Raw genomic sequence first — 23,940 nt, 5'->3', positions numbered from 1 at the left:
TACGCCTGCGGGGGTTCAAGTAGACACACAATTCCCGCTGGAGTCTCGCACCTTCCGTTCCATTTCACTCTCTGTCAATACAATATATACTCCAATACCCACATATCAAAGGGATTCTACTTTGACCATGACTTTTTCCGTTGGAATCCCTTATCCAAGGGTGATATAAAGAAGCCCTCCTTGTGTAGGAGGGCAATCAACTTTTCATTCAGTTTCTTTAGGCTCGTCACTTTCGGAGTGTCTGGCCTTCAATACATCAAGCACCGCTTGGAAAGGCAATTCCTGCTCCTGGAGAAGGACGAATAAGTGATAAAGGAGATCGGCACTTTCCATCGACAATTCCTCGGCGTCGCGGTTTTTTGCGGCAATGATCACTTCTGCCGCTTCTTCCCCGACTTTTTTCAGGATTTTATCAACACCCTTATCGAACAAGTAAGTTGTGTATGATCCTTCAGGCATTTCCGCTTTCCTTCTTGCTATCAATTGCTCCAATTCCGTTAGGAACGTCACATTCGTTTCCACCGCTTCCCTGCTATGAAAAATCGATTCGCTAAAACAGCTGGTTGCCCCAGTATGGCAAGCGGGACCTGCTGGTACGACTGCAACGACCAATGCATCTTGATCGCAGTCATACTTAATTTCGATGATTTTTTGTGTATTTCCGCTGGTTGCCCCTTTATGCCATATTTCATTGCGCGAGCGGCTGAAGAAAACCGTTTCACCTTTTTCAATCGACATTTTTAACGATTCTGCATTCATGTAAGCAAGCGTCAGCACTTCTTTGCTGCGTGCGTCTTGGACAATTGCCGGGATTAAGCCTTTTTCATCGTATTTAATAGTTTCAAGATTCATCGTACAACCACTCCTTGTTGTTTGAGAAACGCTTTGACTTCTTTGACCGATGTTTCTTTATAATGAAAGATCGAAGCAGCTAAAGCTGCATCGGCTTTACCTTCTTCGAAGGCTTCCTGAAAATGCTCGGCGTTACCGGCACCGCCTGAGGCAATGACCGGCACGGAAACAGCTTCTGAAACCGCCTTTGTTAAAGCGATATTGAACCCCTGTTTTTCCCCATCACAATCCATACTCGTCAATAAAATTTCTCCGGCACCGCGGCTGACGGCTTCCTTCGCCCAATCGATCACTTCCCACTCAGTCGGTTTTCTGCCGCCGTGGGTATATACGCGCCATGATCCTAGCTCTTCATCATATCGCGCGTCAATGGCGACTACGATGCATTGGGCACCAAAGTAATTCGAGCCTTCATTAATTAATTCCGGCCGGAGAACGGCTGCTGTATTCAAGGATACTTTATCTGCACCTGCACGTAATATCTTCTTCATATCCGCAAGGGAATTAATGCCGCCGCCAACGGTGAACGGGATGGCCAAGCTGCCCGCTACCGCTTGAACGACGTCGACAATCGTTTCCCTGCCTTCATGTGAAGCGGAAATATCGAGAAAGACAAGCTCGTCGGCACCTTCTTGGTCGTAAAATGTTGCAAGCTCGACCGGATCACCAGCATCCCTAAGAGACACAAATTGTATGCCTTTAACTACGCGACCATCTTTTACATCAAGACAAGGAATTATTCGTTTAGTGAGCATTTAACCACGCACCTTTTCCAGCACTTCTGCTACGGTAAAGCGATTCGTATATAGTGCCTTGCCGATGATTGCCCCTGCAATCCCTTCCGCTTCATGCTCTTTAAGCGTCATGATATCTTCCAATGAACTTATGCCGCCCGAGGCGATCACGTTTTTCCCTGTTGCCGCCGCCATAGCCAAGATCCCTTTCACATTTGGACCCAAAAGCATGCCATCTGTGGCGATGTCCGTAACGATAAACGTCTCTGCACCAGCATCCGCCAATAATTTCCCTAGCTCTATTGCAAGCGTTCCGGACGTTTGAAGCCAACCATGAGTCGCAACCTTGCCGTCCTTCGCATCGATCCCAATTGCGATATGCTTACCGTATTTCCTGATCATGTCTTTAGTGAAAGCCGGATCTGAAACGGCTGTACTTCCTAGGATCACACGCTCCACCCCATTATCCAGGTAATGAGCGATATCTTGTTCCGTCCGGATGCCACCGCCGATTTGGATGCGGGCTCCTAACTCTTTTGCTGCCTTAATCACGTATGAATCATTGATGCGGACTCCCTCTTTAGCCCCATCAAGGTCTACCATATGTATCCACTCGGCTCCCTGGTCTGCAAACCCTTTAGCCATATCGAAGGGGGAATCGCCATAAATGGTTTCCTGATTATAATCTCCCTGGATCAAGCGGACGCATTTGCCTCCGCGCATATCAATCGCCGGGTATATCGTAAAGTTGCTCATGCTTTTTCCTTCCCTTCCACTAATGACAAGTAATTCCTTAAGAGTGACATGCCCAACTGCCCGCTTTTTTCCGGATGGAACTGCATGCCAAATACATTCCCCTTCGCTACGATTGCCGGGACTTCGACATCGTACGTTGCACTAGCCATGATATACGCGTCTCCCGTATCGGCAAAATAGGAATGGACGAAATAAACATGCTCTGCCTCCAGTCCCTCAGTCACTGGTGATGTTTGTTTGAATTCAATACGATTCCAACCCATGTGCGGTACTTTATACCCTTTGCCACTCACATCCTCACCCTTGAACCGGACGATTTTACCCGGGATGAGTGACAATCCTTGCGCCGGCCCATTTTCCTCGCTTTCATCAAAGAGAAGCTGCATGCCAAGGCAAATGCCTAACAGATAACCCCCGCCTGCTACATATTCCTTCAGGAAATCATCCAGCCCTTGTTTTTCCAAAAGACTCATCGCATCCCGGAAAGATCCAACGCCGGGAAGAATGATTCCAGTTGACTTTGAAAGCTCTTTTGGGTCATCGGAAATGAATGACTCGGCACCAAGGCGCTCCAACCCTTTGCTTACGGAAAACAAATTCCCCATGCCGTAATCGACGATTCCGATCATTTACAACATTCCTTTCGTAGAAGGAATGCCTTTGACCCGTGGATCGATCGTCGTCGCCTCATCCAACGCACGTCCCATCGCTTTGAATATTGCTTCGATCATATGATGTGTGTTGTGCCCGTAATGAACGACTACATGTAAGTTCATCCTTGCCTCAAGAGCGAATTTCCAAAGAAATTCATGCACCAGTTCCGTATCGAACGTACCGACCTTTTGGGAAGGAAACTCGGCCCGGAACTCCAGATGCGGCCGATTACTTAAGTCGATGACAACCTGCGCGAGTGCTTCATCCATTGGTACGAAAGCATTTCCATACCGTTTAATCCCACGCTTGTCTCCAAGCGCCTCCAATAACGTCTGACCTAGGCAAATGCCAATATCTTCAGTTGTATGATGATCATCGACCTCCGTATCTCCTTTTGCATCGACGGATAAATCGAATTTTCCATGTTTCGTGAACAAATCAAGCATATGTGTCATGAATGGGACGCCCGTCTTGATAGAGGAATTACCTTCCCCATCCACACCAAACTTCAAGCTGATATCCGTTTCATTCGTCTTTCGCTCCACGCTAGCAAAACGTTCCATCATAAATCCTCCTCATCGGGGTATGTCCCCGTTTCCAAAGCTGTAAATTGCAATTTTCCGTAAAGAAGCCAGCATTATTTTCCGAGTTCATTCACGCCGCGTGATTCAATGGCACGGGCGTGACCCTCAAGTCCCTCCATGCGAGCAAATGCAGCGATTTTTTCTGCATTTTTCCGGAAGGCCGTTTCACTATACATGATGATGCTCGATTTCTTTTGAAAATCATCCACATTCAGCGGGCTTGAGAACCGGGCCGTTCCGTTTGTTGGCAGCACATGATTGGGACCAGCGAAGTAATCCCCAACAGGCTCCGAACTGTAGCGGCCAATGAAAATTGCCCCGGCATGCCGGATTTTGGCCATCACTTCAAGTGCATCATTGGTCATGATTTCTAAATGCTCGGGTGCAAGTTCATTGACGGCTTCGATCGCTTCCGTCATATTCCCGCATACGACGACCCTTCCGTAATCCTTCATCGATGCTGCAGCAATATCACGGCGGGGAAGCAACTCCACCTGTTTGGCCACTTCTTGTGCCACTTCTTCAGCAAGTGACGTTGACGTCGTCACCAAGACACTGCAAGCACGTGCATCATGTTCTGCCTGTGATAGCAAGTCGGCGGCAACCTCTGCGGCTAAAGCTGACTCGTCGGCCAACACGGCAATTTCACTTGGTCCAGCAATCATATCGATCGCCACGTCACCGAATACCTCCCGCTTCGCCAGCGCAACGTAAATATTCCCTGGACCGACGATTTTGTCGACCTTGTTTATTGTTTCCGTCCCGTACGCTAGTGCGGCAATGGCCTGAGCCCCTCCGACTTTATAGATTTCCTTCACACCGGCGATCTTTGCAGCTGCTAGAACCGCTGGTGATAATTTACCATCTTTGCCTGGAGGGGATACCATAACGATTCGTTCCACCCCCGCAGCCTTGGCAGGCATAGTATTCATCAGCACAGACGAAGGATATGCAGCCGTTCCTCCTGGTACATACACTCCAACCGCATCAAGAGGTGTCAATTTTTGTCCTAGCATCGTTCCCGTATCATCCGTCGTAAACCATGAATTTCTAATTTGTTTCTCGTGAAACAATTCAATATTATCGGCAGCCTCTTGAATGATATCAAGCTGTTCAGCCGTTAAGGACGCTATCGCTTCTTCCATTTCCCGTTCCGATACAAGAAATTCCTCAAGCCTGACTCCATCAAAGCGTTCGGTATAATTAAGTAAAGCGGAATCCCCACTTTTCCTGACAGCATGGATAATATCCTGAACCGCTTTTCGTTGATCGGCAGTACCTGCGTCAACGGATCGTTTCAATGAAATTCCTTCTGCAAACCGTTCAATTTTCATATGCTCACCTCATTTACAATTACTTCCTATTCAATGATTTCTGCCAATCTATCGACAATTTCCGTTATTCTTGCTTCTTTGATTCGATAGCTGACAGGATTCGCCACCAGCCTCGAAGTAACGTCGGCAATTTTCGCATATTCAACGAGTCCATTTTCCTTTAAGGTCTGGCCGGTTGAAACGATATCCACGATTCGTTCTGCCAAGCCAATCAATGGTGCAAGCTCTATTGAACCATTCAGCTTAATAATTTCGACTTGCTCTCCCTGCTCGCGGAAGTAACCTGAAGCCACATTCGGATATTTACTGGCTACCTTAGGGGCGATGTCACTTATTTTCGTACCAGGCAAGCCTGCCACGGCTAAATAGCAGGAACTGATTTTCAAATCAAGCAACTCATATACATCACGGTCTTCCTCCATCATCACATCCTTACCGGCTATGCCAATATCAGCGACACCGTGTTCGACATAAGTTACGACATCCATCGGCTTGGCCAGTATGAAACGCAGGTTTTCCTCTTCCACTTCAAGGATCAGTTTCCGGGAATCATCAAATTCGGGAGGCAGACGAAAACCTGCCGTTCTTAATAGCGCTGCCGCTTCTTCAAATATTCGCCCTTTCGGCATCGCAATCGTCAAAAAGCTATTATTCATCTTTGCCATTCCCTCCGTTCCCTACAAATAAGTGCACCTCTGAAAAGGTTCTGGTAAAAGCATCGACATTTTGGACGACGGTAATATCCTGAATCGTTACCCGTTTTCCTTCTGAGCGTTTTATGGTTGCATATTCGATCGCTTCCAAGCGCCGTTCAGGACTGAATAAAATACATTCAGGCGCGACAGGCTGTATTGGCTCTCCCAGAGCTTCGGCAAGACGATCGACACGAATTGCAAAACCTGTAGCAGATGCATCCCAGCCGAACTTTTCAAGCAGATTATCGTATCGGCCGCCATTTCCGATTGGTGAACCGACCTGTCCTGCATACACTTCAAATAACGTTCCCGTATAATAGCTCATGTGACTGACCAATGTTAAATCGAAGCTCACATATTTCCCTACGCCAAATTCCTGCAACTGAACGGATAGTTCCTTCAGCTCTGACAAGGATTCTTGCCCTTTATTATTTTCAACGAGCGCTAGCGCCTTTTCCAAGGTGCCCTCACTTCCTCTTAAAGATGTAAATTCAATGAGCCGCTTTTTATCAATGGATGATAGCGGCAGCGATTTTACATGCTCCCGGAAACCGACATAATTCTTTTCATATAGAAACTTCCTTAATATAGAAGCCCTTTCCTCCGTCCCAAGTATGCTTAAGAAGAATTCCTGCAAAAAGCCGATATGGCCAATGGATATCTTGAATTGCTGTAGACCCGCAGCCTTCAAAACATCGGCAAGCAGCGCAATCATTTCAGCGTCTGCACTTATCGATTTATTGCCGATGCACTCAATGCCAATCTGTTCGAATTCTGCTGGCCTGCCGCCTTCACGCTGCTGGGCCCGATATACATTCGCTGAATAGGCCAGGCGCAGCGGAATTTGCTGCTTTAACAGCTTCGATGCCGCAACCCGGGCAATGGGTGCTGTCATATCAGGACGCAATACGAGCGTATGCCCTTCGGAATCAAGAAGTTTAAACAGCTGCTGATCTAAAATGGCGGAGGCCTCGCCAATCGTTTCATAATATTCCAAAGCAGGAGTTTCAATAAATTGATAACCCCACTTCTTGATTTCATCACTCATTTTATTTCTGGCCGATACTTTCGTTTCATACAGTACAGGCAATGTATCTCTCATGCCTAACGGTTTCTCAAACATAAACGGCTTTGTCACGATTGCACATCCTTTAAAAATAGTAGTAACCATCTATTCAATCGGTTCTCACTCATTGACTAGAACCAATCATTCATTGTCTCTGATTTTTATCCTTCCCATAAAAAAATTGTAGTAAAAAGAATAACATATTCCTACAAATAATCGCAATAATCTTACAAATTGCTTTAGTTCGCTAATATGGTAATAAGGTGAAGTTATTAATAGTTTACCGTTGACCACACCTTCCGTCAAGAAAAAGCTTCCGTTCCTCAACCGCCCCCCAAAGGTCATTACATAGACAAGAGAAAACCATTACTTTTGACCCATACCCATCCTCTCATTTCCAGCCAATCATTGTTATTATTGTATACCTATTGGTATAGCTGTTTTATAATGGGTAGGAGTTTGGATTTACTAGAAATTGTTGGGGGGAAATGAAATTGAAGAGAGTTTTTTCGTTTTTTGTAGCGCTTATCGTTCTTTTTTCGGTAGGTTCGATCGGAGCCAAAGGCTTTGCTGCAACGAAGATTGACCAGGCTGAGCTTAATGGATACTTGGCAGAAGTTAGAATGACACAAAAAGAAATGGAAGATTACTTAGCCTATTATGACTTAACCTTAAATGATATGGAGTCGGTTGATGAGTTACGCGATACATTGGGACCTACAGTCACTCCTGAGACGTTAAAGCAGTTACTGAAAGATTATGATATGACAGAAGCTGAACTGACAGAATTATTAATAGATTATGGTGAATTGGAAAAAGGAGAATCCATCATTGATACCTTCCATTTCATATATGATATTGAAGATATTATAGACCTAGAAATGGGTTATGAAGATGAAGAGTTGGAATTTAACGATGAAGAATTGCAAGATTTAATGGCTGGGCTTTTTACTGAAATCGGACTTACGGACGAGGAGCTTGAAAGATTCATGAAACACCTTATGCCTCTTGTCGAGGATCCGACTTTTGAGGATCGCTTAATGGCGCTTTCCGATCGGATGGACAAACTGGCTGATTTTGAAACCATTGATCAATTGTCAGCAGCACAAGTAGCCGAGTTGCTGTCCATATACAATGATCTGCAAAACCTGCTGCAAGTTCAATTCAAGTTTGCTCTAATCCAGGATGGTGTCACTACTAATCTATCACTTGAAGCTTTATTCAAGCTTAAGGATTTGACGAATGCCAGTTTACTAGTTTCCATATATGATTTAAAAGGCAATCTATTGCTCGATTTCATCCTGACAGGTGAAATGATCGGTTCCGATTTAGTGAAGGAAACCGGGAATGACATGAAACAGTCCACGAAGGTCATTTCTAAAGTGGCTGACGTAAAAACAAAAGCTGATGTAAAAAAAGATAAGAAAAGACCGATACATAAAACGGAAAAAGGTGGATTGATGCCTAAGACGGCTGGTAATTACCTATTGGGATCGTTGATCGGTTTAGCGATGATGATCACTGCATTCGCATTAATCAGAAAAGCGAGACTTACAAATTAAGATGAATGAAAATAGGCAATCCAAGCAAAAGAAAAAATGGTTACTTGTCACTGCCGCTTGCTTTTTGATCCTCGGTTTTTATTTTACAACGACAAATACCTATACACTGCTGAAGGGCTATGCCATATATAAGTGGAATAAGCCTGAACCAACGGTGATGACAGCACAGGCTACGACGACGGCTAAGCCCTCAAAACCGGAGAAAAAGGCTACTGTCCCCACTGATCACGAGCTATATGAGCAACGCCCGGAAGCGGGTGATTTGATGGGAGAGCTTTACATTCCAAAAATTAAGGCGACGCTCCCAATTTACCATGGCACGGATGAAGATGAACTCGAAAAGGGTGTCGGCCATTATGCAGGGTCGGTTCTGCCCGGCGAAGACGATAATTCCGTTTTATCCGGTCATCGGGATACCATTTTCAAAGAGCTGGGCAAAGTCGGTCAAGGAGACTTGCTGATTACCAAAACGGCAGCTGGTACGTTTACTTATAAAGTAAGGAAGGTCCGGATCGTCGATGCAGATGACCGTACCGTAATCGTTCCCAAGCCTAAAGCCACTCTTACAGTTACAACCTGCTATCCATTTTCATATATTGGTAGTGCACCAGAAAGATATGTATTGGTTGCAGATTTATTGAAAACCGAATGAGATGAATGAAATAAGGGGCTGAATTTTTTTCAGCCCCTGTTCAATTCATCCATTATATAGAAAGGGGCAAGTTCAATATGGATAAACATGCACAGGAAAGGTTTTTCCGAATTTTGAAGGATACTTATGAAGCAACAGTAAACAAGGAGAATATATCAATCGACGAGATCATTGATCACTTAAAGCATGAACTGGCCTCACTGTACCCAAACTGCCATTAAAAAAGGACCTGCCACATAAATGGACAAGTCCTTCTTTTTCATATTGAAGTTTGCTGATCCCGCTTAAGCATTTCCTCTTTCGTATAGATGACCTTCATTGGATTTCCTCCGACGAATGCTCCCCCTGGGACGTCCTTATGGACAAGGGTTCCCGCTGAGACGATCGCTCCATCTCCAATGGTAAGGCCCGGAAGAATGGTCGAATTAGCCCCAATCAACACTTCATCTCCAATAATCACATCGCCTAAACGATATTCCTTAATCAAATATTCATGGGCAAGAATCGTCGTATTGTAACCAATGACGGTATTCATCCCCACAGATATTTTTTCCGGAAACATTACATCCGGCATGACCATCAAGGCAAACGAAGTATTCTTACCGACCTTCATATGCAAAAAAGTTCTGTAAAGCCAATTCTTCATGCCAAGAAATGGTGTATAGCGGGCTAACTGGATCACGATAAAGTTCTTTACCACTTTCCAGAAAGGAACCGTCTTGTACACATGCCATAATGAATTTGCCCCTTCAACGGGATGGCGGGTCGTGCGTCTCATCTTTTGGCCTCTATAAGGTTTTCATTTTCGACGACATTTAATAAATCGGCCATTTTATCAAGCATATGGTCCGGATGATAACTCTCCAAAAATTCACGGCCTTTAAGCGACCATGCAACCCCTGCCGTTTTTGTACCTGCATTCTGCCCACCAAGAATATCATGGTAGCTGTCGCCAATCATGATCGCTTCGTCAGGATTTGAACCGAGCTGATGAAGCGCCTTTATTAAAGGCTCCGGATCAGGCTTTGCGTTTTCCACATCATCGAGCGTGACGACGACTTCAAAAAACTGTTCAAGATTGCTTAGACGCAGTCCTTTTTCGACGACATCGCGTTTCTTCGTCGTAACGACTGCCATTTTAAAGCCGGCCTGCTTAAGCGTTTGAACGGTTTCAAATACCCCGTCAAATTGTGTCACAAGGGCATCATGGTTTTTCCAATTATGCTCGCGATAGAAAGCGATCATTTCCTTCACCCGCGATGGGTCAATTGACGAAAAAGTATCGGTCAAGGTCGGTCCGATAAATGGAATGATATCCTCCCGCTTGAACTGACCGGGACAAAAGTGGTTTAACGTTTCTGTAAAAGAAGCAATGATCAACTCATTTGTATTGATCAGTGTGCCATCAAGATCGAATAATAGTGTATTTATGCTACTGCTCATAAACAGCTTCCTTTCTCTGTACACTGTCAGACCGATTCCAAATATACGCAACGACCATCGTTAAAACGATGGCAGTGAGCAACCGAATAAGTAACAACGGCAAGACCGGTATGCCCAGTGGGATAAAAATTAGTGTGTCTTCAACGACTGCATGACAGGCCACCAAAAAGATGAAGGCAATTGTCATATCCTTCTTGGAGACATTGTCTTCTTTAGCTGCTTGAATCATTACGCCGGCCCCATATGCCAAGCCGAGGGTAAGCCCTGTCACGAAGGGCATGGAAGCATTCTGCTTCATCCCGAGCACTTTCATGAACGGAGCAAGTGCTCTCGAGAAGGCTTCGAGCCATTTTAAATCCTTCATGATTTGAACCACTACCATCAGCGGGATAACGATGACTGCAAGCTGGGCGATGCCGGAAAGGGCCTGAACGATTCCGTGCATAAGGATTGCGCTCATTCCATTAACCTCGGCAGTTTCCCCGATGGCCATACCTTGAGCCATTTCGGACCCACCATGCCAAACAAGATTAATGACGAACGCCGATAAGAGCGCCAGCCCAATCCGTACAGTCAGAATGATCCATAGCTTGACTCCGGTTTTCATGGCCACGCCTGATTCAATCAATAAATTATGTGAAAATGAAAGCATCATCGCGATGATGAATACTTCCTTTACGGTCAGATCAAGTGTCAAAATGCCGGCAATCGCTGCGTAAAGGTTCAGGAAATTCCCTAACACGAGCGGTATTGCCGCATCGCCCGGAAGACCGATGAGATTCATCAAAGGCGCTATCAAATCAATGATCCACGGCAATACAGGCGTATATTGAAGCACGGTTACGATCAGCGTGACCGGAAATATCACTTTACCCAACGACCAGGTTGTATTCAGGCCAGAAAGAAGTCCCTTTTTAACTGAATTCCCTAACACGAGTGTCCCCTCCCCTTACAGATGATCACTATGCATCCATATATCTTTTGACCGCTTGCCCACTTACCCTTCTATACACGATAAGAGCAATGGCTGCTGCTACCAATACGATGGAGATCACTTGCGCGATTCGCAATGACTCCGTCAGCATCAAGCTATCCGTCCGTAATCCTTCGATGAAAAAACGGCCGACCGAATACCATAATACATAGGTCAAAAATAGCTCACCCCTGCGCAAGTTCACATTCCGCAGACTTAAAAGGATGATGACTCCGATGATATTCCAAATCGATTCATACAAAAAGGTCGGATGATAATAAGTGCCATTTATGTACATTTGATTAATGATGAATTCCGGCAAGTGCATATTTTCCAGGAATGCCCTCGTTACTTCCCGACCATGCGCTTCCTGATTCATGAAATTGCCCCAGCGCCCAATCGCCTGCCCCAGCAAGATGCTCGGAGCGGCAATATCGACGAGCTTCCAAAACGACACCTTCTTCACCTTGGCAAAAACGATAGCGGTCAAGACCGATCCAATCAGCGCACCGTGAATGGCAATTCCGCCATTCCATATTTTTATGATATCGCCGGGGTTTTGTGAATAGTACTCCCACTGGAAGATCACATAATAAATGCGTGCACAGATGATTGCGATCGGGACGGCAAACAAAATCAAATCCGTAAATAATTCCTTATCGAGACCTCTTCGCTCGGATTCCCTCAAGGCAATGATAAGTCCCAATAACACACCGAACCCGATGATCAACCCATACCAATGAACCTGGATAGGCCCAAGGTCAATCGCAATCGGATTCAGCGGCTGTATTCCTTGTTCCATTTTGACCCCTCTTTTCCATACCGTTTAAAATTCTTCAAGCTCCGGATCTGCGATCGCATGATTCAGGCGATCCGAAAATTGTTCTGCCGCATTTACTCCCATTTTCTTCAGGCGATAATTCATTGCTGCAACTTCAATGATTACAGCTAGATTTCGACCTGGACGAACAGGTACGGTTATCTTCGTCACTTCTGTATCGATGATTTTCATTTTCTCTTCATCAAGACCGACACGATCATATTGCTTGTTTTTTTCCCAAAGTTCCAAGCTGATGACGATTGATATCTTTTTATTGCTGCGGACTGCACCAGCGCCAAACAAAGTCATGACATTAATGATACCCAAGCCTCTTATTTCAAGAAGATGTTCAATTAAATCCGGGGCGTTCCCGACCAATGTATCTTGGTCTTCCTGGCGGATTTCAACGCAATCATCCGCGACTAGGCGATGACCCCGCTTCACTAACTCCAATGCCGTCTCACTTTTCCCTACACCGCTTTTCCCGGTGATCAATACACCCAAGCCGTATATATCGACCAATACACCATGAACGGCTGTGGTGGGAGCCAACTTGCTTTCAAGGAAATTGGTCAGCCGGCTGTATAACCTTGTTGTCTTCATATTCGATTTCATTACAGGAACCGATTCCCGCTCAGACGCTTCAATCAGCTCTATCGGCACTTCCTGACCACGCGTAATGATGATCCCTGGAGTGAAATCCCTGCATAGTTCTTCCATCCTTTGTACACGTTCCTGTTCATTCAGGCGATTAAAAAACGACATCTCCGTCATGCCTAAAAGCTGGACTCGATCGGCAGGATAATAATCAAAAAAACCGGCTATTTCAAGACCTGGACGAGATAAATCACTTGTGACAATCGGTCGGTTAATTCCTTCTTCCCCACTGATGAGCTCTAGACCCAACGCTTCAACGATATCCTTTGTGCGGACTTTTGCCATATATCTTTCCTCCTTCTGGAGCGATGCTGTTTTTCGAGATACTTTTTCTATTTTAGCATTTTTCTGTTAATAACCAAACAAAGCATGATCTATTTATCGTTTTTTTTGCATCAATCACCAATCCCACCGCATGTATTCGGATACGGCTTGATTAAAAGGCTGAATCAATAGAAACGACCCACACATTTCGAAAAAACTTGATCGACCTGTGTGGGTTCCTTTTACATTGAATTTATATGGTAATTCTTCATTCGAATCGATCCTGAAACAGTCCAAGATCGTTATTTTCGCCAAAAAGTTGGACAGTCTGCTTTATCCAACATATTATATTCAATCATTTTCTCAAGTAACGAGAAATCAACCGGACCATCCCATCGGATCCGTACCAATTGCTTCGTGTAATCATAGCCAGCCTGCGCAATTTCCTTGGAAAGATGGTTGATCCCTGCCGTTTCAGGGGCAACAGCCAAATGATGTTTGGCTACGCTAAAGCCAATGATGTACGTGCCGTGATCGGTAAACATAGGCTGATTCCATGCAATTTTCGGCATTAAATTGGGAAATTTCCTAGTTACCCAAAGCAAAACTTCTTCCGTTCTCTCCCTATGTTCCTGGTTATCAATTGAAGCTAAATATTCCGAAAAAACTTCCATGTCATCTCTCCCCACTTAAAATAGACTTATAATTTTGCTCATGATCGATGGTCTGTAAATAAAGCAACGATCCTTTACACAATCATATCCAACGGATTAAGACGGTGCAACTGTATTCAAATGGATATCAAGGGCTCATCATTGATTGCCTTAATCATGAAAAAACCCGCCATTTCAATTGGCGGGTTTTTTCATTAGGAAACGGTTATCGCTGAGGTCTTCGTTTCTGCAAACACATGAAGCAAAGGAGCCTCTTCTTTGACCGTCTTGAATTTTAGGACCTTTTGGACAACATCACTTTTCTCCTCGATGATCGTCATCCCTTCAAGAGTTACGTTGAAACTGCCCAAGTTAGATTTCAGCTCTCCTTCAATTGCCCTACCTGAAGGCAGGATCAGCTGGACCTTTCCAGTAACTGACTTCGCATGTATGGAGTCGCAATCCATTCCTGAGTTGTTACAAACGATTTCCCCATTGAACGTTTGCACATCCAATTTCTTGAAGTATCCATCAGCTTTAATCGCTCCATTCAAAGTCTCCGCTTCCAGGTCATTAAAGTTCGTATCTGAAATGGTAATGGTCCCGTTACCGGTTTCCAGCTCACACGAATCACCAACACCTTGCACGATATGAATGGCTCCATTCGCGGTTTTGGCTTTAAGTGTTTCGGACTTCAAGGACTCGGTCGTGATTGCCCCGTTGAACAACCTTACCTGAATGTCCTCATACTCCTTCCTTGGAATGTACATGATCGTATCGACCTTGATCGCTTTTTCGCGGACCTTGAATACTATCTTTCCATCTTTAATCGAAAAATCCACTTCATCCAGGAAATTTTTTCTTGCATCTTCAATGTCTTCGACCCGATATACCTTTGCCTGGCATTCAACCCGAACCTCCTGCTGATCCCAGGTCGAAATTTTTATTTTCCCGTTTGCTATATCTACATCCACTTCGTTCAGGAAATCATAATCATGCTGAAAAATATGGCTGACCTCCACCGATTTCCCGAAATTGAAATCAAGGTCGGTTTCTTTAATTTTCTTAAACGCACTCTCAACGAAATCAAGAATTTTTTCCTTTGATGACTGGATATTCTTTTTGAACGTATCTTGAGAGCTTCCTTCACTTTTCTTTTCCACGACGACCGTCGATAATTCATTTTGCAGTTTCTGCTCTTTCGCTTCACTTTCCTGGCTCGCTTTTTCTAATTCTTCCAAAAGGCCCATCGCTTCATCAGCGGATAGCTTTCCATCCTGAATCATTTCTAAAATCTTCTTTCTTTCTTCCTGCATGATCATTCCTCACTTTCTTCTATCATTTTATTCATACATACGCCTAGATATTTAAAAAGTTTCATAAATACCGTTTTTACCAACATTCGACAAAATGAAATGACAATTTCCGAACGAAAAAAAGAATAATTTCCCCGGAAATATACTGTTTTCCCTTCGTTTAATCAAATGATTGATTAAACGCTACCTTTCATTTTTCTACAAAAAACTTGTAGGATAAATCGTCAATTCAAATCAAAAAAGAAGCAAGCCGGGTGGCTTGCTTCTTTTTATGCATGTTCATGTTCTTGTTCTTTTGCTTCGATCAAGTTATCCATACGAATTTGATCACGCGTCAATACTGGCTTTAAATATTTACCCGTATATGAATCGGTAACTTCACATATTTTTTCAGGTGTACCATAGGTGACGATCGTTCCGCCCTTGTCTCCACCTTCTGGCCCTAGGTCAATGATATGGTCCGCCGTTTTGATGACATCAAGATTATGCTCAATCACTAAAACGGTATCCCCATTGTCAACCAGGCGCTGCAGCACCTCAAGCAGCCTTGCTATATCATGGACATGGAGCCCGGTGGTCGGTTCATCCAGGATATAGAAGGAGCGGCCGGTTGAACGGCGGTGCAATTCAGAAGCTAGCTTCACCCTTTGTGCTTCACCGCCTGATAAAGTGGTCGCTGGCTGCCCAAGCTTGATATAACCCAAGCCAACATCATAAATCGTCTGGAGCTTCCGTTTGATTTTCGGGATATTTTCAAAGAAACTGACGCCTTCCTCAACTGTCATATCGAGGATATCAGAAATGTTTTTCCCTTTATATTTCACTTCAAGCGTTTCCCGGTTATAACGCTTTCCATGACAGACTTCACATGGCACATACACATCCGGAAGGAAATGCATTTCAATCTTGATTATGCCATCGCCACGGCAAGCCTCACAGCGGCCGCCCTTCACATTGAAACTGAAACGCCCTTTTTTATAGCCGCGGATCTTCGCTTCATTCGTCGTCGCAAAAACGTCACGAACATCATCAAATACGCCTGTATACGTAGCTGGATTTGAACGCGGTGTTCTCCCTATCGGGGACTGGTCAATATCAATGACCTTATCTAAATGCTCAATCCCCTTGATTTCCCGAAAATCCCCCGGCCTGGCTTTTGCACGATTCAGCTTTTGGGCCAATGACTTATGGAGTATCTCATTCACTAACGTACTCTTGCCTGAACCCGAAACGCCCGTAACAGCTGTAAAGACTCCAAGCGGAAACTTCACGTTCACATTCTTCAAGTTATTTTCCTTGGCACCTTTTATTTCAATGACACGACCGTCGTTTTTGCGGCGTTCCAATGGCAGTGGTATGAACTTCTTCCCTGCTAAATATTGCCCCGTTAATGATTCAGGATTGTTCATGACCTCTTCCGGAGTGCCGGCAGCAACGATTTGCCCTCCATGGGCACCTGCTCCAGGACCAACATCGATTAAATAATCAGCTGCTAGCATCGTATCTTCATCATGCTCGACAACGATCAAAGTGTTTCCGATCTCGCGCATATCCTTCAACGTTTCGATCAAGCGATCGTTATCCCGCTGATGCAGCCCGATTGACGGTTCATCCAAAATGTACAGCACTCCCGTCAATCGGGAACCGATTTGCGTTGCTAATCGAATACGCTGTGCTTCTCCGCCTGATAATGTTCCCGCAGCCCTGCTCAACGTCAAATATTCCAATCCTACATTAGCCAGAAACCCGAGCCGCTCGCGAATTTCCCGTAAAATCAGTTTTGCGATCGCAGCCTCTTTTTCCGTCAAATCAAGCTCATCGAAAAATACTAAAGCATCCTCAACTGATAGTGCGGTTGTTTCGCTAATATGGACCCCTTGGATGAGCACGGCCAAGCTTTCCTTTTTCAATCGATGGCCCTTACAGGATGGACAGTGATGCTCTGACATATATTTCTGCATTTGCTCACGAATATAGTCCGAGCTCGTTTCCTTGAAGCGCCTCTCGATGTTTCTTAAGATACCCTCAAAGGAAATATATCCTTCTTGCACTCTGCCAAAATCATTTTTATAGCGAAAATAGATCTTATCTTTCCCTGAGCCGTTTAAAATCTTATCCATATTATCATTAGGCAAATCTTTAACGGGCACATCCATATCGATTCCGTAATGGTTGGCTACCGCCTCTAGCAGCTGCGGATAATATTGTGAGCTCGTCGGTTCCCATGGTGCAATCGCATGCTGACGCAGGGTTAACTCCTTATCAGGTATGACGAGGTCCCCGTCCACTTCAAGCCTAGCCCCCAAACCATCACAATCAGGGCAGGCCCCGAACGGGCTATTGAACGAGAACATCCTCGGTTCCAATTCTTCAATCGAGAAACCGCAAAATGGACAAGCATGATGCTCACTGAACAGCAGTTCTTCCTCACCCATGACGTCAATGATGACCTTGCCTTCACCAAGCTTCAAAGCACTTTCCAATGAATCGGCAAGCCTTGCCCTCACGCCCTCTTTTATGACGATCCGGTCGATGATCACTTCAATTGAATGCTTTTTATTTTTTTCCAGAACGATTTCATCACTTAAATCATGCATTTCCCCATTGACACGGATCCGGACATATCCTTGTTTCTTAACTTCCTCCAAAACCTTTGCATGTGTCCCTTTCCTGCCTGAGACAAGCGGTGCCAATACTTGAAGCTTGGTCCGCTCAGGATAATCAAGGATGCGGTCCACCATTTGCTCAATCGTTTGGGAGGTGATTTCTATATCATGGATCGGACAGGTAGGCCTGCCGACACGTGCATATAACAGCCTTAAATAATCATAGATTTCCGTAACCGTCCCTACGGTTGATCGCGGATTTCGACTGGTCGTTTTCTGGTCTATCGAAATGGCAGGTGATAACCCTTCAATCGCATCGACATCCGGTTTATCCACCTGACCTAAAAATTGACGCGCATAAGCGGACAATGATTCCACATAACGTCTTTGCCCTTCTGCATAAATCGTATCAAAAGCCAAGGAAGACTTTCCAGATCCCGATAATCCAGTTAGGACGACAAGTTTGTCCCTCGGTATCGTGATATCGATATTCTTTAGATTGTTGGCCCTTGCGCCTTTGATCACAATCTTATCCATTGCCATGTTTCGTCACCCTTCCGCTTTTAACTCTAGTAATAAATCACGCAGCTCGGCAGCTCGCTCGAAGTCCAGCGCCTTTGCCGCTTCCTTCATTTCCTTTTCCATGCTTTCCATCACTTTCAGGCGCTCTTTTTTAGGGAGCTTCGCGAAGCTTGGCGCAGCATCTTCCTGATACGCTTCCCCTTCTTCCGCTACATGGGTAGCCCTGATGGAGTCACGAATATCCTTTTGAATGGTTTGCGGCAGGATTCCATGTTTTTCATTATATTTTTCCTGGATTTCACGGCGCCGCTTCGTTTCACTAATGGCAAGCTCCATCGAATTCGTGATGCGGTCTGCATACATGATGACATGTCCGTTGGCATTCCGAGCGGCACGGCCCATCGTCTGGATGAGCGAACGCTCCGAGCGGAGAAAACCTTCTTTATCGGCATCGAGGATGGTCACTAGCGACACTTCCGGTATATCCAATCCTTCTCGCAAAAGGTTGATTCCGACCAGCACATCATATTTGCCCATTCGCAGCTCGCGGATGATTTCTATTCTTTCTAATGTTTTCACTTCCGAATGAAGGTACTGGACCTTGATGCCGATTTCCTTTAAATAATCCGTCAAGTCTTCGGACATCTTTTTCGTTAAGGTCGTAATCAGGACACGTTCATTCTTTTTGACCCGATCCTGAATTTCACCGATCATATCATCTATCTGCCCTTCAATTGGTCGAACCTCGATTGTTGGGTCAAGCAAGCCGGTAGGACGGATGATCTGCTGGACCATTTCAGGTGTATGCTCGAGTTCATATGGTCCCGGTGTCGCTGAAACGAAGATAGACTGATGGACCTTTTTCTCGAATTCCTCAAATCGTAGCGGACGGTTATCCTTTGCTGATGGCAGACGGAAGCCATGATCGACGAGCACTTGCTTCCGTGCCTGATCTCCATTGAACATTCCCCTGACCTGCGAAAGAGTCACGTGCGATTCATCAACGACCAAGAGGAAATTCTCTGGAAAGTAATCAATCAACGTGTATGGCGTCGCTCCTGCAGGACGAAGCGTCAAATGTCGGGAATAGTTCTCGATTCCTGAACAAAAGCCCATTTCCCGCATCATTTCCAGATCATAACGGGTCCTTTGCTCCAAGCGCTGGGCTTCCAGCAGCTTGTCGTCTTCCCTTAAATCCTTCAATCGCACTTCCAACTCTTGCTCGATGTTTTCGATCGCTATTTTCATTTTCTCTTCACGGGTTACGAAATGGGATGCCGGGAAAATGGCGATATGTTCGCGTTCACCAGTAATCTCACCGGTCAGCGCATCGACTTCCCGGATGCGATCTATTTCATCTCCAAAAAACTCGACCCTTACGCAATGTTCATCACGGGAGGCCGGGAAAATTTCGACCACATCGCCGCGCACGCGGAAGGTCCCGCGTTGAAATGCAATGTCATTCCGCTCATATTGAATGTCCACTAGCCTGTGCAGCAAGGCATTCCGGTCCATTTCCATGCCTGTTCTGAGGGAAACCACCATCTCCCTGTATTCTTCCGGAGACCCTAGCCCATAAATGCACGAAACACTGGCAATGATGATGACATCTTTTCTTTCGAACAAAGACGAAGTTGCCGAGTGACGCAGCTTATCGATCTCATCATTGATGCTGGCATCCTTCTCGATGAATGTATCGGTAGATGGAACATAAGCCTCTGGCTGGTAGTAATCATAATAACTAACAAAATATTCAACGGCATTATTAGGAAAAAACTCTTTGAATTCACTGTAAAGCTGCCCTGCCAACGTTTTATTGTGGGCAATGACAAGAGTCGGTTTATTGATTTGTTGGATTACATTGGAAACGGTGAACGTTTTCCCTGTCCCCGTCGCTCCCAGTAATGTCTGCATTTCTTTTCCTTCTTTAATGCCATCGACAAGCATTTCAATTGCTGCAGGTTGATCTCCTTGAGGAGAGTATTTTGAGACTAACTCAAACTTATCCTTCACCAAGCATAGCCTCCTATTGAAATATTTTTATATGAAAAACGGGACATGGCCATATCCCTATTTATTCCGGTTAAAGAAAGTATATATACACATTCTACCACAACTGGCTCAAAACAAACCAGCGATAAGCGAACACGCATTCTACTTTTTATCGAATATGGCCAAGGGTGAAGCCGAGCTGAGTACAAAAAAAGCACCTTTGGACTCAGGCGCTCTTGGATGTTCGTTTCATCATCCTTTTGGATAGCCAGAATCCCACTGTCAGGGATAATGCATCAACGATGATCAATAAGTTCGTATGCGTATAACCTTTATATGCAGAAGCTGTAATCAAGGCAACCGTTAGGACAAGGCCCACGATATTGTTATAGGTGACCCTTGAAAAAAGCATGACAAGAAGGCAAGGAAGGAAAAGGGCAGAAAGAATTTTAATCATTTTTTCATCTCCTTTGTCAGAGAAAAATAGAGTAGTTTCAGTTTAAATGATTATGATGTTTTTTGCCAATCTATTTCCTGCTTGTTGTTCTTACGTCTTAAAAAAGAACATTCCAAGCCACTTTACAATTATACCCATAAAAAAAGGAAGCACACCCCTTTAAAAGGAAGTTTGCTTCTTTAACGATCAATAAGGATCCGCTTCATGTCCTTCTCTGGCAGCGTCACCTGGTTCATCCGTTCCTCCCATCGGTTTGGAGGATTCCGTTTCTTCGGAAGCGGAATCCAGTCCCTCTTCAAGTCTGCGGCCATAATCTTCATCAGCCTCTTTTGCGAGGGCGATCATTTTTTCTTGGATGCGCGGGTCTGCAGGTGCTAAAGCCGATACTAAATTGGAGATCAATTCGTCCCTTTCCCAATCTTCGAATTCACGGTATGTTTCACCAGCCTGTTTCGTATTGCTTTGGCGATCAATTGTCTCACGGACCAGTTTCCCTTCTACGAAAGGGGTATACTCCTTACCCGTTTGCTCGGCTTCTTTCAAGCCTCCTACGGTTGATGGTTCATAGTTTATGTGGGGGCTTTGGTTACCTCTGCCCACTTCATATTGCATTTGTCCGCCAGTCTGATTCGTGGCTGTTGGCTTCTTTGGAGCATTGATCGGCAATTGCAGGTAATTCGCCCCCACACGGTGGCGTTGTGTATCGGAGTAAGAGAAGGTACGCCCCTGAAGCATCTTGTCATCCGAAAAGTCAAGGCCATCCACCAAGACGCCCGTACCGAATGCAACCTGTTCGACTTCAGTGAAATAATCCTGCGGGTTTCTATCCAATACCATCGTGCCGACATGCATCCATAGGAATTCATCCTTTGGCCAAATCTTTGTATCATCGAGCGGATCGAAGTCCAACTCGGGGTGATCATCATCACTCATGATCTGTACGTTCAGATCCCATTCCGGAAATTCCCCTCGTTCGATCGCTTCATATAAATCCTGTGTGGCATGATTGAAATTCGTTGCTTGAATTTCATTGGCTTCCTTCTGTGTCAAGTTCTTGATGCCCTGCTTCGGTTCCCAGTGATATTTGACGAGTACGGCTTTGCCTTCTTCATTCACCCATTTATACGTATTGACGCCTGAGCCTTGCATCATGCGATAATTGGCTGGGATACCCCAAGGGGAAAATAAAAACGTGACCATATGAAAGGTTTCCGGAGAACTCGAGCAAAAATCGAAAATCCTTCGCCCATCTTGAATGTTCGTGACCGGATCTGGTTTGAAGGCATGGATCAAATCCGGGAATTTCATCGCATCACGGATAAAAAAGATTTTCAGATTATTCCCGACAAGATCCCAGTTCCCATCTTCCGTATAAAATTTCACGGCAAACCCCCTCGGATCACGTAACGTTTCCGGAGATGTCCCGCCATGGATAACAGATGAAAACCTCACGAATACCGGTGTTTTTTTGCCTTCTACCTGAAAAACCTTCGCCCTCGTATATTTTGATATCGGCTCGTCCCCTGCTTTACCAGTCGGAACAAAATAACCATGGGCTCCTGCACCACGGGCATGCACGACCCGTTCAGGAATTCTCTCCCTATCGAAATGGCTGATCTTTTCCAGGAAATCGTAGTTCTCCAGTGTACTTGGACCCCTGTTCCCCACTGTTCTAAGACTCTGGTTATTCGTTACAGGGTGGCCTTGCCTGTTCGTCAATGTTTCTTTGGATTCATCATTTGTTTTTTTGGATTCTTCAGACAAAAAAATACCTCCTTTGTTAATATAAACCATACTATCTCTATACTTTCCCCTATTCCCTTCATTTCAATCTAGAAACTTGCAATAAATTTTAATTTCTTTAATGGGCCGTAAAGACGAAACAGCCAACAATTACGTGGAGCTGCCGAAGAAAACCAAAAGGACTGGATATAGATTATCAATCCTATTATTTAGGACCACAGTCGGTTCGACAGACCATCTCTTTCAAATCATCTAGCATTTACTTATCTATATTATTTCCCTTTCCAAAATTGGAATTTCCCATTTCAAAATTGAAATAATCACCTTTAACAATTCATGGTACTTTAATTGTGTAGCTATAAATAAACCATCAATTGGGGGAAATTATTTTGTTAATGAAATTTTTGGTTTCAGCTATGCCGCTTGTCTTGATTTTGGGTTTTATATTTACAGTAAACCGACCGAAAAAGGAGAATCCTTATGTTAAGTAGTTTTGGAATTCCGGGAAGTATTATTACTGTCTTAGTTATAATCGGATTGATCTCTTTGTTTCGAAAACTTTTCAGGAAAAATATCAGTATTAATGCTTTTAAAAGAGACAACAAACATTGAGTTTGCTGACTCTTTTATTTTGGCTGTTTTATCATACGTTGTTGCTATTCAACAAGAAATGAGTTGAGGTTGATTTCCACTCCAGTGCTCGCTTTCCGCCGGGCGGGCGGGGAGCCACCTCGGCGTGAACGCCTGTGGGTCTCACCTGTCCCGCTGCTTCCGCAGGAGTCTCGCACTTACGCTCCAATCAACCTTATATAGTTTCGTTTGAAAAACAACATACGGTCAAAACCAATATCCAATCTAATCTCGGATTTCATTTAAAAACCACTTCTCTCTTGCTCAAAAAAAGGAAAACGCTGCGCACTCTTGATGCACAGGTTATTTCCGTGTTTTCTAAATTCAGGAAAAGATTTCAGTTGACACCTTCTCCATCATCTCTTATAATTACATTAAGTTCAAATATCTCAAATTAAAGATAAATAGTTTCGAGATTAATTTTTAGGAGGAATAATCATGACAAATACGAATTGGACAATTGACCCAACACACAGTACCATTGAATTTTCCGTAAAGCATATGATGATCGCTAAAGTAAAAGGAAGCTTTAACAAATTCAATGCAAGCATTTCAGCGAACCCATTGGATCTGACTACTGCAGAAATCGATTTTACCGTAGATGTAGCCAGCATTGACACTCGTAATGCAGACAGAGATAATCACCTGCGTTCAGCTGACTTCTTCGATGTTGAAAATAATCCAACATTAACGTTCAAATCTACAAAGATTGTGAAAACGGATGACGATGAATACGATGTTACAGGAAATGTAACCCTTAATGGAATCACACAGGAAGAAACCTTTGCCATCACCTTCGAAGGCCAAGGAAAAGATCCATGGGGAAATGAAAAAGCAGGATTTAGCGGTAAAGGGAAAGTGAAACGCAGTGACTATGGTTTAACCTATAACGCAGCATTGGAAACGGGCGGCGTCCTTATTGGTGACCAGATCACTCTTACCCTCGACATCGAGGCAGCTAAAGAAGCTTAAGGC

General features: G+C 44.5%; 23 protein-coding genes. 4 read left to right on the top strand and 19 right to left on the bottom strand.

Going from position 1 to position 23,940, the window contains the following annotated elements; all coding sequences use genetic code 11:
* Positions 1–204 precede the first annotated feature (204 nt).
* From hisIE to ASU00_RS03325, 8 genes are all read right to left on the bottom strand, one after another.
* Positions 205–852 (bottom strand): bifunctional phosphoribosyl-AMP cyclohydrolase/phosphoribosyl-ATP diphosphatase HisIE, encoded by a 648-nt coding sequence (gene hisIE, locus ASU00_RS03360; protein ID WP_057912025.1) that lies wholly within the window; start codon positions 850–852, stop codon positions 205–207.
* Positions 849–1,607, bottom strand: a complete 759-nt coding sequence (hisF, locus tag ASU00_RS03355) for an imidazole glycerol phosphate synthase subunit HisF (RefSeq protein WP_057912024.1) — start codon at positions 1,605–1,607, stop codon at positions 849–851. Before hisF ends, hisIE begins: the two co-directional genes overlap by 4 nt.
* Positions 1,608–2,342, bottom strand: coding sequence for a 1-(5-phosphoribosyl)-5-[(5-phosphoribosylamino)methylideneamino]imidazole-4-carboxamide isomerase (hisA, locus tag ASU00_RS03350; RefSeq protein ID WP_057912023.1), 735 nt, complete (start codon positions 2,340–2,342; stop codon positions 1,608–1,610).
* Complete coding sequence (gene hisH, locus ASU00_RS03345; protein WP_057912022.1) at positions 2,339–2,971, bottom strand: imidazole glycerol phosphate synthase subunit HisH; 633 nt, start codon at positions 2,969–2,971, stop codon at positions 2,339–2,341. Before hisH ends, hisA begins: the two co-directional genes overlap by 4 nt.
* A complete protein-coding gene (gene hisB, locus ASU00_RS03340; RefSeq protein ID WP_057912021.1) occupies positions 2,972–3,559 on the bottom strand; it encodes an imidazoleglycerol-phosphate dehydratase HisB in 588 nt (195 codons plus the stop codon).
* Positions 3,560–3,633: 74 nt separating this feature from the next.
* Complete coding sequence (gene hisD / locus ASU00_RS03335; protein ID WP_057912020.1) at positions 3,634–4,914, bottom strand: histidinol dehydrogenase; 1,281 nt, start codon at positions 4,912–4,914, stop codon at positions 3,634–3,636.
* A 26-nt stretch (positions 4,915–4,940) separates the two neighbouring features.
* Positions 4,941–5,570 (bottom strand): ATP phosphoribosyltransferase, encoded by a 630-nt coding sequence (gene hisG, locus ASU00_RS03330; protein WP_057912019.1) that lies wholly within the window; start codon positions 5,568–5,570, stop codon positions 4,941–4,943.
* Entirely contained in the window at positions 5,563–6,747 is a 1,185-nt protein-coding gene (locus tag ASU00_RS03325; RefSeq protein WP_057912018.1) for an ATP phosphoribosyltransferase regulatory subunit, read from the bottom strand. The genes hisG and ASU00_RS03325 overlap by 8 nt, the downstream gene beginning before the upstream one ends.
* Positions 6,748–7,169: 422 nt before the next feature.
* Between ASU00_RS03325 and ASU00_RS03320 the strand changes: the two genes are divergently transcribed.
* The 3 genes from ASU00_RS03320 to ASU00_RS25290 all read left to right on the top strand — a co-directional run bounded on the left by ASU00_RS03320 (position 7,170) and on the right by ASU00_RS25290 (position 9,110).
* Positions 7,170–8,237 (top strand): processed acidic surface protein, encoded by a 1,068-nt coding sequence (locus ASU00_RS03320; protein ID WP_161809685.1) that lies wholly within the window; start codon positions 7,170–7,172, stop codon positions 8,235–8,237.
* Between the two features lies 1 nt (position 8,238).
* Positions 8,239–8,889 carry a class D sortase gene (locus tag ASU00_RS03315; protein WP_082630129.1) on the top strand — a complete coding sequence of 217 codons (651 nt, stop codon included), beginning with the start codon at positions 8,239–8,241 and terminating at the stop codon, positions 8,887–8,889.
* 77 nt (positions 8,890–8,966) lie between these two features.
* On the top strand, positions 8,967–9,110 hold the full coding sequence (locus tag ASU00_RS25290) for a hypothetical protein (RefSeq protein ID WP_161809684.1): 144 nt from the start codon (positions 8,967–8,969) through the stop codon (positions 9,108–9,110).
* 38 nt (positions 9,111–9,148) lie between these two features.
* On the opposite strand, the gene ASU00_RS03310 is transcribed toward ASU00_RS25290, so the two are convergent.
* The 11 genes from ASU00_RS03310 to ASU00_RS03260 all read right to left on the bottom strand — a co-directional run bounded on the left by ASU00_RS03310 (position 9,149) and on the right by ASU00_RS03260 (position 22,386).
* Entirely contained in the window at positions 9,149–9,667 is a 519-nt protein-coding gene (locus tag ASU00_RS03310) for an acyltransferase (protein ID WP_057912015.1), read from the bottom strand.
* The gene (gene ppaX, locus ASU00_RS03305) at positions 9,664–10,332 is read right to left on the bottom strand and encodes a pyrophosphatase PpaX (RefSeq protein WP_057912014.1); all 669 of its coding nucleotides are present in this window, start codon (positions 10,330–10,332) and stop codon (positions 9,664–9,666) included. The genes ASU00_RS03310 and ppaX overlap by 4 nt, the downstream gene beginning before the upstream one ends.
* The gene (locus ASU00_RS03300; protein WP_057912013.1) at positions 10,322–11,266 is read right to left on the bottom strand and encodes a nucleoside recognition domain-containing protein; all 945 of its coding nucleotides are present in this window, start codon (positions 11,264–11,266) and stop codon (positions 10,322–10,324) included. The genes ppaX and ASU00_RS03300 overlap by 11 nt, the downstream gene beginning before the upstream one ends.
* A gap of 28 nt (positions 11,267–11,294) precedes the next feature.
* A complete protein-coding gene (gene lgt / locus ASU00_RS03295) occupies positions 11,295–12,107 on the bottom strand; it encodes a prolipoprotein diacylglyceryl transferase (protein WP_057912012.1) in 813 nt (270 codons plus the stop codon).
* A 24-nt stretch (positions 12,108–12,131) separates the two neighbouring features.
* Entirely contained in the window at positions 12,132–13,067 is a 936-nt protein-coding gene (gene hprK, locus ASU00_RS03290) for an HPr(Ser) kinase/phosphatase (protein ID WP_057912011.1), read from the bottom strand.
* Positions 13,068–13,348: 281 nt separating this feature from the next.
* Complete coding sequence (locus ASU00_RS03285) at positions 13,349–13,720, bottom strand: iron chaperone (protein WP_057912010.1); 372 nt, start codon at positions 13,718–13,720, stop codon at positions 13,349–13,351.
* A gap of 194 nt (positions 13,721–13,914) precedes the next feature.
* Complete coding sequence (locus ASU00_RS03280; RefSeq protein ID WP_057912249.1) at positions 13,915–15,015, bottom strand: DUF4097 family beta strand repeat-containing protein; 1,101 nt, start codon at positions 15,013–15,015, stop codon at positions 13,915–13,917.
* A gap of 269 nt (positions 15,016–15,284) precedes the next feature.
* Positions 15,285–18,164 (bottom strand): excinuclease ABC subunit UvrA, encoded by a 2,880-nt coding sequence (uvrA, locus tag ASU00_RS03275; protein ID WP_057912009.1) that lies wholly within the window; start codon positions 18,162–18,164, stop codon positions 15,285–15,287.
* A gap of 6 nt (positions 18,165–18,170) precedes the next feature.
* Complete coding sequence (gene uvrB / locus ASU00_RS03270) at positions 18,171–20,156, bottom strand: excinuclease ABC subunit UvrB (protein ID WP_057912248.1); 1,986 nt, start codon at positions 20,154–20,156, stop codon at positions 18,171–18,173.
* A 205-nt stretch (positions 20,157–20,361) separates the two neighbouring features.
* Positions 20,362–20,592 carry a CsbA family protein gene (locus ASU00_RS03265; protein ID WP_053536831.1) on the bottom strand — a complete coding sequence of 77 codons (231 nt, stop codon included), beginning with the start codon at positions 20,590–20,592 and terminating at the stop codon, positions 20,362–20,364.
* 186 nt (positions 20,593–20,778) lie between these two features.
* Positions 20,779–22,386: a catalase gene (locus tag ASU00_RS03260; RefSeq protein WP_152983675.1), complete on the bottom strand. Its 1,608-nt coding sequence runs from the start codon at positions 22,384–22,386 to the stop codon at positions 20,779–20,781.
* Between the two features lie 1,017 nt (positions 22,387–23,403).
* Here ASU00_RS03260 and ASU00_RS03255 point away from each other — a divergent pair.
* The gene (locus tag ASU00_RS03255) at positions 23,404–23,937 is read left to right on the top strand and encodes a YceI family protein (protein ID WP_057912007.1); all 534 of its coding nucleotides are present in this window, start codon (positions 23,404–23,406) and stop codon (positions 23,935–23,937) included.
* Positions 23,938–23,940 lie beyond the last annotated feature (3 nt).

Origin of the sequence: Peribacillus muralis (genome assembly GCF_001439925.1) — a bacterium.
GTDB lineage: Bacteria > Bacillota > Bacilli > Bacillales > DSM-1321 > Peribacillus > Peribacillus muralis.
This window is presented reverse-complemented; position numbering and strand designations above follow the sequence as displayed.